The 14,010-nt window shown below is 52.0% G+C and carries 15 protein-coding genes; 9 read left to right on the forward strand and 6 right to left on the reverse strand.

Annotated elements, in window-relative coordinates; translation table 11 throughout:
* Window positions 1–45: 45 nt before the first annotated feature.
* Together CRO03_RS03030 and galE are read left to right on the forward strand one after the other, a co-directional pair.
* On the forward strand, window positions 46–345 hold the full coding sequence (locus tag CRO03_RS03030) for a YciI family protein (RefSeq protein ID WP_097110394.1): 300 nt from the start codon (window positions 46–48) through the stop codon (window positions 343–345).
* Complete coding sequence (gene galE, locus CRO03_RS03035; RefSeq protein ID WP_097110072.1) at window positions 346–1,365, forward strand: UDP-glucose 4-epimerase GalE; 1,020 nt, start codon at window positions 346–348, stop codon at window positions 1,363–1,365. It begins immediately after the preceding gene.
* Between the two features lie 42 nt (window positions 1,366–1,407).
* On the opposite strand, the gene CRO03_RS03040 is transcribed toward galE, so the two are convergent.
* The 6 genes from CRO03_RS03040 to rnm all read right to left on the reverse strand — a co-directional run bounded on the left by CRO03_RS03040 (window position 1,408) and on the right by rnm (window position 6,573).
* A complete protein-coding gene (locus tag CRO03_RS03040) occupies window positions 1,408–2,508 on the reverse strand; it encodes a WD40/YVTN/BNR-like repeat-containing protein (protein ID WP_097110073.1) in 1,101 nt (366 codons plus the stop codon).
* Between the two features lie 176 nt (window positions 2,509–2,684).
* Entirely contained in the window at window positions 2,685–3,662 is a 978-nt protein-coding gene (gene rluB / locus CRO03_RS03045) for a 23S rRNA pseudouridine(2605) synthase RluB (RefSeq protein ID WP_097110074.1), read from the reverse strand.
* The gene (gene scpB, locus CRO03_RS03050; protein ID WP_097110075.1) at window positions 3,662–4,246 is read right to left on the reverse strand and encodes an SMC-Scp complex subunit ScpB; all 585 of its coding nucleotides are present in this window, start codon (window positions 4,244–4,246) and stop codon (window positions 3,662–3,664) included. The genes rluB and scpB overlap by 1 nt, the downstream gene beginning before the upstream one ends.
* Complete coding sequence (locus tag CRO03_RS03055; RefSeq protein ID WP_097110076.1) at window positions 4,246–5,067, reverse strand: segregation and condensation protein A; 822 nt, start codon at window positions 5,065–5,067, stop codon at window positions 4,246–4,248. The genes scpB and CRO03_RS03055 overlap by 1 nt, the downstream gene beginning before the upstream one ends.
* A 20-nt stretch (window positions 5,068–5,087) precedes the next feature.
* Window positions 5,088–5,708, reverse strand: coding sequence for an L-threonylcarbamoyladenylate synthase (locus CRO03_RS03060; RefSeq protein ID WP_097110077.1), 621 nt, complete (start codon window positions 5,706–5,708; stop codon window positions 5,088–5,090).
* Between the two features lie 28 nt (window positions 5,709–5,736).
* Window positions 5,737–6,573, reverse strand: a complete 837-nt coding sequence (gene rnm / locus CRO03_RS03065; RefSeq protein WP_097110078.1) for an RNase RNM — start codon at window positions 6,571–6,573, stop codon at window positions 5,737–5,739.
* A gap of 129 nt (window positions 6,574–6,702) precedes the next feature.
* Here rnm and CRO03_RS03070 point away from each other — a divergent pair, with 129 nt between their 5' ends.
* The 7 genes from CRO03_RS03070 (at window position 6,703) to trpA (ending at window position 13,932) form a co-directional block, all read left to right on the forward strand.
* The gene (locus tag CRO03_RS03070; protein ID WP_097110079.1) at window positions 6,703–6,882 is read left to right on the forward strand and encodes a DUF6435 family protein; all 180 of its coding nucleotides are present in this window, start codon (window positions 6,703–6,705) and stop codon (window positions 6,880–6,882) included.
* A 275-nt stretch (window positions 6,883–7,157) separates the two neighbouring features.
* Entirely contained in the window at window positions 7,158–8,753 is a 1,596-nt protein-coding gene (locus CRO03_RS03075) for an anthranilate synthase component 1 (protein WP_097110080.1), read from the forward strand.
* A 38-nt stretch (window positions 8,754–8,791) separates the two neighbouring features.
* Window positions 8,792–9,382, forward strand: coding sequence for an aminodeoxychorismate/anthranilate synthase component II (locus CRO03_RS03080; RefSeq protein WP_097110081.1), 591 nt, complete (start codon window positions 8,792–8,794; stop codon window positions 9,380–9,382).
* Entirely contained in the window at window positions 9,379–10,425 is a 1,047-nt protein-coding gene (gene trpD, locus CRO03_RS03085; RefSeq protein WP_097110082.1) for an anthranilate phosphoribosyltransferase, read from the forward strand. The genes CRO03_RS03080 and trpD overlap by 4 nt, the downstream gene beginning before the upstream one ends.
* On the forward strand, window positions 10,418–11,908 hold the full coding sequence (gene trpCF / locus CRO03_RS03090) for a bifunctional indole-3-glycerol-phosphate synthase TrpC/phosphoribosylanthranilate isomerase TrpF (RefSeq protein WP_097110083.1): 1,491 nt from the start codon (window positions 10,418–10,420) through the stop codon (window positions 11,906–11,908). The genes trpD and trpCF overlap by 8 nt, the downstream gene beginning before the upstream one ends.
* Window positions 11,905–13,131 (forward strand): tryptophan synthase subunit beta, encoded by a 1,227-nt coding sequence (gene trpB / locus CRO03_RS03095; RefSeq protein WP_097110084.1) that lies wholly within the window; start codon window positions 11,905–11,907, stop codon window positions 13,129–13,131. Before trpCF ends, trpB begins: the two co-directional genes overlap by 4 nt.
* Window positions 13,132–13,932: a tryptophan synthase subunit alpha gene (trpA, locus tag CRO03_RS03100; RefSeq protein ID WP_097110085.1), complete on the forward strand. Its 801-nt coding sequence runs from the start codon at window positions 13,132–13,134 to the stop codon at window positions 13,930–13,932.
* The last annotated feature ends 78 nt before the right edge of the window (window positions 13,933–14,010 follow it).

A 14,010-nucleotide genomic window follows, 5' to 3' on the forward strand; every position in this document is an offset into this window, starting at 1 on the left:
TGGATCTGCTATCTTGCAGCGACGAAACAGCAAGCAGGTTTTACCATGTTTTATATGATTTACTCTGAAGATGCGGCCAATAGTCTGGAAAACCGGCTGGCAACCCGACCGGCTCATCTGGCCCGGCTGCAGGCCTTAAATGAAGCGGGTCGGTTATTACTCGCCGGCCCGTTACCGGCAATTGACAGCAATGAACCCGGTGGCGCCGGCTTTACCGGCTCGCTAGTGGTAGCCGAATTTAACTCACTGGCAGATGCCCAAAACTGGGCCGACAGTGACCCATACCTGACCGCTGGTGTTTACGTTAAATCAACCGTTAAGCCTTTTAAGCGGGTATTACCCTAAATGACATATGTTTTATTAACAGGTGGCGCTGGTTATATCGGCAGCCATACCGCCCTCGCATTGCTGCGGGCCGGTTATCAGGTTATTAGTTTCGATAATTACAGCAACAGCTCTACCGCTGCTTTACAACGGGTAGCGCAACTGGCTGGTGCTGACATTATCAGTGTCAGCGGCGATATAAGAGATGAAGCGGCACTAAGCGCGGTATTCCGGCAATATCAGGTAAGCACGGTAGTGCATTTTGCCGGTTTAAAAGCAGTAGGTGAGTCTGTAGCAATGCCACTGCACTACTATGATAACAATGTCGCCGGCACTGTGACCCTGTGCCGGGTAATGCGCGAATTCAAGGTTAAAAAGCTGGTATTCAGCTCCTCTGCCACGGTTTATGGCGATGCCAAAAAAGTACCCATTGCCGAAACTTCGTCACGCTCTGCTACCAACCCCTATGGCCAGAGCAAACTGATGATTGAACACATTCTGGAAGATTTGGTTAAGGCCGAGCCTGACTGGGGCATTACTCTGCTGCGCTATTTTAACCCGGTCGGTGCCGACAGCAGTGGCCAGATTGGCGAAGACCCGAATGGTATTCCAAATAACCTGATGCCATTTATCTCACAGGTGGCAGTAGGGAAACGCGACAAACTGAGTATTTTTGGTGACGACTACCCCACCCCGGACGGTACCGGCGTGCGTGACTATATTCATGTGGTTGATTTAGCCGCGGGTCACCTGAAAGCCCTGCAGTATCTTGAAACCAATCAGGGTATTGCAGCCATTAACCTGGGTACCGGCACTGGCTACAGCGTGCTGGATATGGTTAAAGCGTTCAGTAGTGTCAACAATGTCGACGTGCCCTATCAGATTGCGCCCCGCCGCCCCGGCGATATTGCCAGTTGCTATGCCATGCCAGACAAAGCCTTAAAACTGCTGGGCTGGCGGGCAGAGAAAACCCTGGACGACATGGTGCGGGACAGCTGGCGCTGGCAAAGCCAGAATCCGGATGGCTACTCCGACAGTTAGCAGGCCGGACAACTAGCCAGCTCCGGCTTTTTAGTAACGAAATTAAGGTAGCGGCATGCGCATAATGCCGCCTTTAAACAAGCCAAAATAAATAACCTGCTGCTGGTTTTCCTCAACCAGGATCATACTTCGCACCCCACCAAAAAATGCCTGCTCCGGATATTCATATTGCTGCCAGCTGGCACCGCCATCGTCAGTCCATTCAATAATAAGCGGTTGTGGCTCCGTGAAGTTTTTAGCCCAGCCAGCTGTATAGATACGCTCCGGGTTATCAGGGTCAATAATCAGATCAAAGTAAAACCGAAAGTTGACGTTATCGAGCACCGCCTGCCAGCTCTGACCATGATCGTTACTACGGACAATACCGCCCTCGGCGCTGACATAAACCGTTTGCGGGTCGTCAGGGGCATAACGAATGGCTTTAATCGAGCTGGGGTTGGGAAATAAGTCGCTGTGCAGAATAGCCTGGCGGGTTGTCACATCATATTGATAGAACACTCCATTTTCGATAGCGCCCTGGCCACCATACCAGATAGTCTGGCCATCAGCAGACTGAGTCAGGGCGCTTTTCGGCTGACCAAAACCGCCAAAATCACCATGTACCGCTTTCCAGGTCTGGCCCATATCAGTGGAGCTGGCCAGCACATCTATGCCCGTGGCATAAACCACCTGCTCTGCATTATCATACAGCAACGCATATATGGCCTCGTTCTCCCCCGCCTGGCCAAACTGATAATCAACTTCGTGCCAGTCACTACCGCCATTGAAGCTTTCAAACAGTAAGTATGCTGGCAAATCGTCCTGGTTGGTTTTAACGGTTGACGCCAGCCAGTGCTGCTCGGTCAGCAGGCTCATGGCCATAACGTCATAGCCCTCCAGGCCCGCAGCAATCCAGTTACCACTGCTATTCTGGCGATGCACGCCATCATCACTGGCAGCCACTAACACGCCGCTATGCTGATACAACTCATTAATAATAAAACCATCCAGCCCCTGATAACTAAGACTAACCGGCGGCGTGGGCGATACTGGCGGTGGAGGCGGCGGCTCCTGTACCGCTGAACTACTGCTGCCGCCACAAGCGCTGATTAGCATTGTGCTCAGGCATAAGCCACACACTACCAAAAACGGTTTAACAGACATTACTAACTCCCTTTTAGCTGAATATGCCTACTGTAACTTAAAAACACTGTTTTTTTGTAATTAAAAGTTAACGGTTATTTCACTAGTATAGAAATTGATCATGCAACGGGATGATCGAATGCCATGAGTAAGCAACAAAAAAAGGCGCCGCAGCGCCTTATTTATAAAGGGTTATTTCAGCTTTGGCCCTGCCGGGTGGGCTTTTTGCCAGTGGGCTGGCGTTGGGTTGATTTACCTTTGCTGGCCGGTGCGCGCTGCGGTTTGGCTGCGGGCTTTGGCTTAGGCTCTTTTTTAGCCGGGGTTTTCTCGGCGATCTGGTGTTTACGCACCGCCCGTTTCATACTGGCTAAGCGACGGCGCCGTTCAGTGCGATCTTCGCTTTTAACCAGGGTTTGCTCCTCCGGGCCCAGGTGCACTAACTTACGCAGGTAGTTAACCTCGTCCAGTGGATATTCAGCATAACCGCCGGCCGGAATGTGCTTTGGCAGCAGTAAATCGCCGTAGCGCACCCGGATCAGCCGGCTGACCACAGCGCCCTGCGATTCCCACATACGCCGCACTTCACGGTTACGGCCCTCGGTTAGCACCACATGAAACCAGCGGTTAATGCCTTCGCCCGGTAAGGCTTTGACTTTCTTAAAGTTGGCTTTACCATCTTCCAGCTCGACCCCGGTACGCAGCCGTTGGATCATCGCATCGTTAATATCGCCAAATACCCGTACTGCGTACTCGCGTTCGACTTCAAATTTAGGGTGCATTAAGCGGTTGGCCAGCTCACCGTCTGTGGTGAACAACAATAAACCTGAGGTGTTAATATCCAGCCGGCCGATGGCTATCCAGCGGGCGCCTTTAATTTTTGGTAAGCGGGCAAACACGGTAGGCCGGCCTTCAGGGTCAGTGCGTGAACAAATTTCGCCCTCAGGCTTATGATAGGCCAGCACCCGGCAGATTTGCTGCTCTTCACTGGCCAGTTGCACCGGGTGGCCGTCAACCCGCACGGCCTGAGCGGTGCTTACCCGATCGCCCAGGCTGGCAGGTTTACCATCAACGGTCACCCGGCCTTTGCTGATCCAGTCTTCCATTTCCCGGCGCGAGCCGACGCCGGCACGGGCTAATACTTTTTGCAGTTTTTCGCTGCTGATTTTATCACTCATTAGTGTAACTCTCCTGTCATCTCGACGGTGGGAAGAAGATCGGCCGTCAGCTCGGTAAATTCCGGCAGTGGCGGCAAATCGCTGAGGCTTTTTAAGCCAAAATAATCTAAAAATAACGCCGTAGTGGCATACAGTCCCGGCCGGCCGGGTACTTCCTTATGGCCCACCACTTTTACCCAGCCGCGATCCAGTAAGGTACGGATAATCTGGGTACTGACGGTTACGCCACGTACTTCTTCAATTTCGCCACGGGTTAGTGGTTGTTTATAGGCAATTAACGCCAGGGTTTCCAGCACAGCGCGGGAATAACGGGCTGAACGTTCTGGCCAGAGCTGGGCTAAATCATCACTGAGTTCAGGCCGGGTTTGAAAGCGAAAACCCGAAGCGGTTTCCAGCAGCTGAATGCCGCGGGCACTGTAATCCTGTTGCAACTGACGAATTGTAGCATCTATCCGGCTTTTACTGACAGTAAAACGTTGCAGCACTGAAGCTTGCAGTTCAGCCACGCCAAGCGGTTGTTCGCTGGCAAAAATAGCCGCTTCAATCAGCTGTAACAGTTGAATATCATTGATTTTCTGGGCCATCAGCAGTGTTCCCGGGCTAATTTGACATGAATTTGGCCATAGGCTGCAACCTGGGTAAGTTCAACCAGTTTTTCTTTAGTCAATTCCAGGATGGCCAGAAAACTGACAACCACGCCTTGCCGCCCCTCGCTCAGTTCAAAGCACTGTTCAAACGCCAGGTAGCCCTGATGCTGTGCCAGTAAATCTAAAATCCGGCTCATCCGCTCGCGGGTCGACAAATGCTCACGTTTAATATGATGATGCTGAAAGTCTTTAGCCCGTTGCATAATGCTTTTTAACGCCATGACCAGCTCGCTCAGTTCCACCTCGGGCAGCACGACCAATGGGCTGAAATTATCGGCAAGGGCTGCCCGGGCATTGAAATAGTCGCGCTCATCCCGTGGCAGGCTGTCCAGTTCGCTGGCGGCCTGCTTGTACACCTCATATTCCTGCAGGCGGCGGATCAGTTCAGCCCGCGGGTCCAGCTCTTCGTCATCATGCTGGGTATGTTTAGGCAGCAACAGCCGCGATTTTATCTCGGCCAGCATAGCAGCCATCACCAGATATTCGGCTGCCAGTTCAAAATTCAGGCCCTGCATCAGGTCAATATATTCCATATATTGCAGGGTAATTTCGTTAACCGGTAAGTCGACGATATCAAACTTATGCTTGCGGATTAAATACAGTAAAAAATCGAGCGGCCCTTCAAACGCATCCAGCAGCACTTCCAGCGCATCAGGCGGAATATATAAGTCATCCGGACGTTGATGCACCGCCTCGCCGCGGACAAAGGCCAGCGGCAAAGGTTGTTGCACTGTTAAGCTAGCAGGCTGGTTGCTCATTGCTTATTACAGCTTCGGCGTCACAAAAAGGGCGTCGGATCGCCACGGCCTTCCCGCAGCACTGTTGCGCCCTCTTCTGATAAATCGACCACAGTAGTGGGTGCTTCGCCAATCACGCCGCCATGCATTATCAGGTCAACCTGGCGTTCCAGTTGCGAGCGCATATCATCGGGATCGGCCTCAGCGAAACGCTGACCCGGTAAAATTAAACTGGTCGACAGCAAAGGCTCACCTAATTCAGCCAACAGTGCCTGGGCAATTTTATTTTCCGGGATCCTAAGGCCAATGGTTTTTTTCTTGTCATTTAACAAACGTCGTGGCACTTCTTTAGTACCACGCAAAATAAAAGTATAGGCACCAGGGGTATTGTTTTTAATCAGTCGAAACGCGGTATTTTCAACTTTGGCGTATACTGACAACTCAGATAAGTCGCGGCACATCAGGGTAAAATGATGGTCACCGCTGATTTGACGAATCTGGGTTATTTTGTCCATGGCACTTTTGTCGCCCACATGACAACCCAGCGCATAACCACTGTCGGTTGGATAAACCACAACACCACCTTGCTTAATAATTTGCACGGCTTGTTTTAACAGACGCTGCTGCGGGTTCTCGGGGTGAATATGAAAAAATTGGCTCATGTATTGTTCTTCTATCGTTGTTTTTTATTTAATTTAACGCCCAGTTATGCCAAACCGGCGTAACATCATCAGTTAAATATAGATTTTTTCCAAGATCATTCCAGCTGGTTTGCTGATGAAAATCAGAACCTACCGACGCCGTTAAGCCATGTAACTGACATAACGCCCAAAGCTCGCGCTTTTGCACCGGGGTTTGCTGTGGCGAAATAATTTCCATCGCATCGCCACCGGCAGCTGCAAATTGTTCAGCCAGGCGTTTTACCCATTTGGTGGTCAGTTTATATTTTAACGGATGGGCCAGCACGGCGACACCGCCGGCATCATGGATCCATTGCACCGCCTCGGCCATTTCTACCCAGTTACTGGGCACATAGCCGGTTTTACCGCGGCCCAGATACTTCTTAAACACATCGTTCATTGAACTGGCTTTGCCAATGTTAACCAGATGGCGGGCGAAGTGGGTACGGGTAATTGCTGCACCATTGGCCAGTTCCATAACAGCAGGCAGCACATCCGGAATTTGACTTTTTGCCAGGCGTCTGGCCATTTCTTCGGCGCGCTCCAGCCGTTGTTGTTGCTGCGAGGCCAGTCGGGCTAAAAACTGCGGGCAGTCCGGGTTAATATTCAGGCCTACAATATGAATTTCCAGTTGCTGCCAACGGGTAGAAATTTCCACGCCATTAATCAGCCGCAATGCCAGTTGCTGCTGGTTAATAGCCTGCCGGGCTGCTGTTAAACCGGCAACGGTGTCATGGTCAGTTATCGCCAGCGCATCAACACCGCGTTCCACCGCCCGCGCAACCAGTTCAGCAGGCGACAGTACGCCGTCTGAGCACAGGGTATGGCTGTGTAAATCATATTTCATCGGCACCTCTTTATAAGGCTGGTATTGTCGCACAGGGTAGCCGTTTGGCAAAGCATCGCTGATATCAGCTTTTGAACCAGAGCGGCTTAGCCTGCGTAATCTCCTGCAAATCTATCCTGAGGTGAAACTATGTTCGGCTTTCTGAAACCCAATCCGGCAAAAAAATTACGTAAGGCCTACGACAGCAAGCTGGAACAAGCGATGCATGCCCAGCGCAACGGTGATATGCGCTTATATGCGGATTTAACCGAGCAAAGTGAACAAATATGGCAACAATTAACCGAGCTGGAAAAAGCTAACGCAAAATGAAACGCGACAAAATTAAGCCTTCTGGCCGCTTATACGCTTTTATTTCTGTGTTATAACAAAACAGCACTTGACGCGCGCCACATTTCGCGGTTTTATGTGGCAACTTTATTGTAATAACCCGTGATTAAACTCAATGCAATTAACAAACGCTTTTAACCTGACCAACTGGTGGTGGCACATACCCAACGGGCGTGTGTAGGCGTTGTATTAGCTTTAATTACCTAAGCCCGTTTCCTGATAAGAAGCGGGTTTTTTTATTTTAAGAGAATAACATTATGATTTTCAGTCATATTACCGACCAGCAAGGCGAAGTGGCCAGTATCAGCATGGCGGCGCCATATCATGCCGACGCGCTGGCCACCTTTGCCAGCTTAAGTGCTGATAGTGCCAGCGCTGTGCTGCTTGAGTCAGCCGAAATAGACAGCAAAGACAACCTGAAAAGCCTGATGTTGCTTGATGCCGCGCTGCGGATTGAATGTAATGGCATGCAGGTTGAAATTAACGCGTTAAGTCAGAACGGCAGCACCCTTTTGCCTTTTCTGGCAGAAAAACTTGCAGACGTAGCCAACGTCACCCGCACAGATAACAGCCTTAGCCTCAGTTTCAGCCAGCCAGACCCCTTGCTGGATGAAGTAAGCCGCTTAATGCAGCCTAATCCGTTTGCTGTACTGCGGGTTATTCAGCATCAGCTAACCAGCCACAGCCAGCAAAGCGCCGAGCAGAACAACGAAGCTGACTTTGCCATTATGTTGGCCGGAGTCATTGGTTATGACATGGTAGCTAACGTTGAACAGTTACCAGAGGTGGGCAATGGCAATAACCAGTGCCCGGATTATCTGTTTTATCTGGCGGAAACCTTATTAGTGCTTGATCACCAACGTCAGCAAAGCCAGCTGATTGGTAACGTATTTTGTGGTGAGCAAGCGCCGGCAACCTATTTTGTTATCGGCAAGCGGCTGGAGCAGCTGAGACAGCGGCTGGCTGAACCAGCGCCGTTGGCAACCGGCAAGCCGGGCGATGACAGCCAGCTGCAGGTAGATATCAGTGATGCCGAATTCAGCACTCAGGTTGAAGCGTTAAAAGAGCATATTGTCAGTGGCGATGTGTTTCAGGTGGTACCATCACGCTGTTTCAGCCTGCCCTGCCCCAACCCGCTGGCTGCATATGCCAAATTAAAGCAGCTGAACCCCAGTCCTTATATGTTTTATCTTAAAGATCCGGCCTTTCAATTATTTGGCGCATCCCCGGAGTCGGCGCTGAAATTCAGTGCCAGTAACCGTCAGGTGGAAATTTACCCGATTGCCGGTACCCGCCGCCGCGGTTTTAAAGCCGATGGCAGTATTGACCGCGATTTAGACAGCCGGATTGAGCTGGAACTGCGCCAGGATGACAAAGAAAAAGCCGAGCATTTAATGCTGGTCGATTTAGCCCGCAATGACGTTGCCAGAATCAGTGTGCCGGGCAGCCGCTATGTTAAGGAGCTGCTAAAAGTAGACCGCTACTCTTATGTAATGCATCTGGTGTCGCGGGTAATTGGTACCTTAAAGCCGGAACTGGATGCACTGCATGCTTACCAGGCATGTATGAATATGGGCACCTTAGTCGGCGCGCCAAAAGTCAAAGCAGCTGAGCTGATCCGCAACGTAGAACGCCAGCGCCGTGGCAGTTATGGTGGTGCCGTCGGTTATTTAACCGGCAATGGCGATTTTGACAGCTGCATTGTGATCCGCTCGGCTTATGTTGCCAATAATACCGCTTATATTCAGGCCGGCGCGGGGGTGGTATTTGATTCGGTAGCCGAACTGGAAACCGAAGAAACCCGCAATAAAGCCCAAGCCGTGATCAGCGCCATTATGGCGGCAGGCCATTAACCGTCCAGGTAGGAACATCGCAGGAGCATTACAGCATCATGACCACTCTGTATTTATTAGACAATATCGACTCCTTTACCTACAACCTGGTGGATGAGTTTGCCCAGTTAGGTTTTGAGATCAAGCTATACCGCAATACGGTGCCGGCCAGTTATATATTCGCCAAGATGCAGCAGGAAACCGGTCCGGTACTGTTAGTGTTATCACCCGGCCCCGGCGCCCCGGCGGACGCTGGCTGCATGCCGGCATTGTTAAAATTAGTAGCAGGCCAGTATCCGGTACTGGGCATTTGTCTGGGCCATCAGGCTATCACCGAGCATTATGGCGGCCTGGTAGGTCGCGCCGGCGAGACAGTGCATGGTAAAACGGCCAGTATTAATGTGGCGCCCCACCCGGTCTTTGCCGGCTTGCCTAATCCGTTTTCGGTTGCCCGCTATCACTCGCTGATGGCAACAGAGCTGCCGAATGCCCTGAGCTGTATTGGTACAGACCGGCATATCCCGATGGCGATTATTCATGAACAACAACGCATGCTGGGCTTTCAGTTTCATCCTGAGTCTATCCTGACCACCTTAGGCAAGCCCTTGCTGCAGCAAAGTATCAGCTATTTATTAAGGAGTGACGCATGACGAGCGCTGGATTAACAGAGCAGGTGCCACAGCCGGTGCAGGAGCAGGTACAGCAAGTGCTGACCGGTAAACCGTTAACTCAGAGCCAGAGCGAAAGCTTTTTCAGCGCTGTGGTTAACGGCGACGTAGAGCCGGTATTGCTCACGGCCTTGCTGGTAGCGCTGAAAATGCGCGGCGAAACCGCCGCAGAAATTGCAGGCGCCGCTAAAGCCCTGCGCCAGGCCGCACTGCCATTTCCTGAAACCATTGCCGGCAGTATTGATTGCTGCGGCACCGGTGGTGATGGCAGCAATACCATTAATATTTCAACCACCGCGGCCATTGTCGGCGCCAGTATGGGCCTGCCGGTTATTAAGCATGGTAACCGCAGTGTCTCGTCCAGTTCAGGCTCAGCAGATTTGCTGGAACAACTGGGGGTCAACATTCAGCAAGCGCCTGTGCAGGCCCTGGCAACCCTGAAAGCCAGTAACTGCAGCTTTTTATTCGCCCCGCAGTACCATGCTGGCATTAAACATGCGATGCCGGTGCGCCAGGCGCTGAAAAGCCGTACCCTGTTTAACTTACTGGGGCCGCTGGTCAACCCGGCCGCACCTGATTTTCAGTTGCTAGGGGTGTATGATCCGGCTTTGTGCCGGGTAATGGCTGAAGCACTGCAGCAACTAGGTACCAAAGCAGCCTGGGTGGTGCATGGCAGTGGCTGTGACGAGGTTGCGCTGCATGGTAATACCTATGTTTGCCAGCTGAAAGAGGGGCAGATAACCGAGTTTACCCTAAGCCCGGAAGATTTTGGCTTAAACGTGCAGCCACTCAGTAGCCTGGCCGGTGGCACGCCAGCGGAGAATGCCGCAGCCACCCTGGCAATTCTCTCTGGCCACGGCCAGAGCGCCCATAACCAGGCGGTGGCGATGAATGTGGCCGCTATGCTGAAAATAGCCGGCCTTGGCGACAATCTGGCGGTCAATACCCGCGCCGTGCTGGAATGTTTAGCCAGCGGTAAGGCAATGCAAACCTTGCAACAGTTTAAGGAAATGAGTCATGGCTGAGCATTTAAGCGACGAGCTGATAAACAACGAACAGCTGACCGGGGTACTGGCAAAAATTATTCAGCACAAAACGACGGAAGTAGCAGGCCTGAAGCAGGCAAAACCCCTGCAGCAGTTTGCTAATCAGATAACCCCAAGCACTAATGATTTTCTGGCTGCCCTGCAACAGCCCGGCAGCCGTTTTATTCTGGAGTGTAAAAAGGCCTCACCGTCGAAAGGCGTGATCAGAGCGCAGTTCGATTTAGCCGAAATAAACGAGGTGTATAACCACTATGCCGACTGTATTTCAGTGCTGACCGATCAGCAGTTTTTTCAGGGCAGTTATCAGAATCTGGCGACAATGCGTAAGTTAAGCGATAAGCCGTTGCTGCACAAAGACTTTATTATCGACCCCTATCAGATTTATCTGGGGCGGCTGCATGGCGCCGATGCGGTGCTGCTGATGTTATCGGTGTTAAGCGATGACGCCTACCGGCCCCTGGCTGCTTTAGCTGCTGAACTGAATATGACGGTGCTGACTGAAGTCAGCAATGAAACAGAAACCCGCCGGGCCGTTAAGCTCGGCGCTGAACTTATTGGCATTAATAACCGCAACCTGCGCGATCTGAGCACCGACTTAAATACCAGCTTTGTGTTGTCTGAACTGATCCCAGATGGGGTTACTGTGGTATCAGAGTCAGGCATTTATACTAACCAGCAAGTGCGGCAGTTACAGCCGGTGGCCGATGCGTTTCTGGTTGGCAGCTCCCTGATGGCGCAAGATGACTTAGCCGCTGCCGCCCGCAAATTAATCGTTGGCGAACATAAAGTATGTGGTTTAACCCGGCCAGAAGATGTTGGCGCCGCCTGGCAGGCCGGAGCTTATTATGGCGGCTTAATTTTTGCGCCGGCCTCGAAGCGTTGTATCAGCATGCAACAGGCAAAAGAGCTGGTGGCAGCGGCGCCGCTCAACTTTGTTGGTGTGTTTGTTGATGCGCCGCTTAGCGAAATTGCAGCCGCAGCCAAAACCCTGCAATTAAGTGCGGTACAGCTGCATGGTAGTGAAACTGATGACGATATCCGCGCGCTGCGTGCTGCGCTGCCGGTAGGCTGTCAGATCTGGAAAGCCTATCGTATCGCAGATTCATTGCCACACTTTACTGAACTGGCAGACCGGCTGTTACTGGATACGTACCACCCTGCCAGCCATGGCGGTAGCGGCGAAATATTCAACTGGCAACTGTTACAACAACCACTGGAAAAGCTGACCAAACTGCCCATTATGCTGGCCGGCGGGCTTAGCCCCGACAACCTAAGCGAAGCACTTACGTTGCCGGTAGCGGGGTTAGATATGAATTCAGGTCTGGAAAGCGCACCAGGGATTAAAGACAGCACAAAAATTCATGCGGCTTTTGCAAAGATAAGAAGGTTCCAGTACCGGGGTGCTTTAACTTCTGAGCAAAAAAAGCAAACAGAGCAGACAACACAGAGAGCAGTATTATGAGCGAGCTTAAACTAAACCCTTATTTTGGCCAGTACGGCGGCATGTTTGTACCGCAACTGTTAGTGCCCGCGTTAAAGCAACTGGAGCAAGCCTTTGTTGATGCGCTGCAAGACCCGGCCTTTGACGCCGAATTTCAGCAATTGCTGACCGAATATGCCGGCCGGCCGACCCCGCTGACCCTGTGCCGCAATTTATCGCCGAACCCGCTGGTGAAAATTTATATGAAGCGGGAGGATTTACTGCATGGTGGCGCCCATAAAACTAATCAGGTATTGGGCCAGGCCCTGCTAACCAAGCGGATGGGCAAAAAAGAAGTGATAGCCGAAACCGGCGCCGGTCAGCACGGTGTGGCAACGGCGCTGGCATGTGCCTTACTGGGGTTAAAGTGCCGCATTTACATGGGTGCCAAAGATATCGACCGCCAGCAGCCTAACGTATTCCGGATGAAACTAATGGGCGCGACGGTTATTCCGGTTACCGCCGGCTCAGGCACCTTAAAAGATGCAGTAAACGAAGCGATGCGTGACTGGTCAGCCAGCTATGCTACCAGCCATTACATGCTGGGCACCGCTGCCGGGCCACACCCGTTCCCGACTATCGTGCGTGAATTTCAGAAAATGATTGGCGAAGAAGCCAAACAGCAAATTCTTAAAGCCGAAGGTAAGCTGCCTGATGCAGTCATTGCCTGTGTTGGTGGCGGTTCCAACGCCATTGGTATTTTCGCTGACTTTATTAAAGAAGAAGGCGTGCGCTTAATTGGGGTTGAACCCGGTGGTAAAGGTATTAATACCCATCAGCATGGTGCGGCGCTAAGTACCGGTAGCTACGGCATCTTACACGGTGCCTACACCGCCATTATGCAAACCAGTGACGGCCAGATTGAAGAGTCATACTCGGTTTCTGCCGGCCTGGACTACCCGGCAGTCGGCCCGCAGCACACGCATTTGCAGCAAACCGGCCGCGCCGAGTATGTGGCCGTCAATGACGATGAAGCCTTAGCGGCATTTCAGCATCTGGCCATGGCTGAGGGCATAATCCCAGCACTGGAGAGCTCACATGCGTTGGCGCATGCCTTGAAAATGGCCAAAGATGCCACCGAACCTATGGTGTTGCTGGTTAACTTATCTGGCCGCGGCGATAAAGATTTAAGCCATGTCCACAGTATTCTGGCAGAACAAGCGGCAGATCAAACAGCGAACAAAGCAGCAGAGGGAGCGCACTAAATGCAACGTTATCAACAGATGTTTAACCGGCTTGCCGCAGAGCAACGCGGTGCTTTCGTGCCCTTTGTTACCGTGGGCGACCCGGGCCCGGAGCTGTCGTTTGAGATTATTAAAACCCTGATAGATGGCGGTGCTGATGCACTGGAGCTGGGTATTCCGTTCTCAGATCCTATCGCCGACGGCCCGACTATTCAAAATGCGAATATCCGGGCAATGGCGGCAGGCGTTACCCCGGCCATCAGCTTTGAGATTATCCGCAAAATCCGGGAGTACAACGCCGATATTCCGATTGGCTTACTGCTTTATTCTAACCTGGTAATGGCCCGTGGCTTAGATAACTTCTATAGCCAGGCGGCCGCTGCCGGCGTCGATTCAGTACTGATCGCCGATGTCCCGCTGCACGAGAGTAAAATGTTCCGCCAGGCGGCCATGGCCCACGATATTGCCCCTATTTTTATTGTGCCGCCAAATGTTGACGATGATGACTTACGGGCCATTGCTTCTTATGGCCGCGGCTACACCTACCTGCTTAGCCGGGCCGGCGTAACGGGCACGGAAACCCAGGCTGCGATGCCGACCGCTGAGTTAATCGCCCGGATCCGGGCTTATAATCCGGCGCCACCACTACTTGGGTTTGGTATTTCAACGCCGGCCCATGTTAAAGATGCCATTGCCAATGGTGCAGCCGGGGCGATTTGCGGCTCGGCCATTGTCAAAATTCTGGAGAAAAACCTGCAACAACCGGAACAGCTGCTCAGCGAACTGAAAAGCTTTATCCAGCAAATGAAAGCAGCCAGTTAACTGACTTGCCCCCCGCCAGCTTACTGCGGGGGGCTTTCTGCGCTATGGTTTTCGGCAGCGGTTGGTTATAATGCACGT

The organism is Arsukibacterium tuosuense, from assembly GCF_900215315.1.
GTDB lineage: Bacteria > Pseudomonadota > Gammaproteobacteria > Enterobacterales > Alteromonadaceae > Alishewanella > Alishewanella tuosuense.

Coding starts and splice junctions, on each gene's coding strand:
- CRO03_RS03055 (WP_097110076.1), bottom strand. CDS start 5,067: ATGAGCAACCAGCCTGCTAGCTTAACAGTGCAACAACCTTTGCCGCTG.
- rnm (WP_097110078.1), bottom strand. CDS start 6,573: ATGAAATATGATTTACACAGCCATACCCTGTGCTCAGACGGCGTACTG.
- CRO03_RS03030 (WP_097110394.1), top strand. CDS start 46: ATGTTTTATATGATTTACTCTGAAGATGCGGCCAATAGTCTGGAAAAC.
- CRO03_RS03040 (WP_097110073.1), bottom strand. CDS start 2,508: ATGTCTGTTAAACCGTTTTTGGTAGTGTGTGGCTTATGCCTGAGCACA.
- trpB (WP_097110084.1), top strand. CDS start 11,905: ATGAGCGAGCTTAAACTAAACCCTTATTTTGGCCAGTACGGCGGCATG.
- trpA (WP_097110085.1), top strand. CDS start 13,132: ATGCAACGTTATCAACAGATGTTTAACCGGCTTGCCGCAGAGCAACGC.
- CRO03_RS03075 (WP_097110080.1), top strand. CDS start 7,158: ATGATTTTCAGTCATATTACCGACCAGCAAGGCGAAGTGGCCAGTATC.
- scpB (WP_097110075.1), bottom strand. CDS start 4,246: ATGGCCCAGAAAATCAATGATATTCAACTGTTACAGCTGATTGAAGCG.
- trpCF (WP_097110083.1), top strand. CDS start 10,418: ATGGCTGAGCATTTAAGCGACGAGCTGATAAACAACGAACAGCTGACC.
- galE (WP_097110072.1), top strand. CDS start 346: ATGACATATGTTTTATTAACAGGTGGCGCTGGTTATATCGGCAGCCAT.
- CRO03_RS03080 (WP_097110081.1), top strand. CDS start 8,792: ATGACCACTCTGTATTTATTAGACAATATCGACTCCTTTACCTACAAC.
- CRO03_RS03060 (WP_097110077.1), bottom strand. CDS start 5,708: ATGAGCCAATTTTTTCATATTCACCCCGAGAACCCGCAGCAGCGTCTG.
- rluB (WP_097110074.1), bottom strand. CDS start 3,662: ATGAGTGATAAAATCAGCAGCGAAAAACTGCAAAAAGTATTAGCCCGT.
- trpD (WP_097110082.1), top strand. CDS start 9,379: ATGACGAGCGCTGGATTAACAGAGCAGGTGCCACAGCCGGTGCAGGAG.
- CRO03_RS03070 (WP_097110079.1), top strand. CDS start 6,703: ATGTTCGGCTTTCTGAAACCCAATCCGGCAAAAAAATTACGTAAGGCC.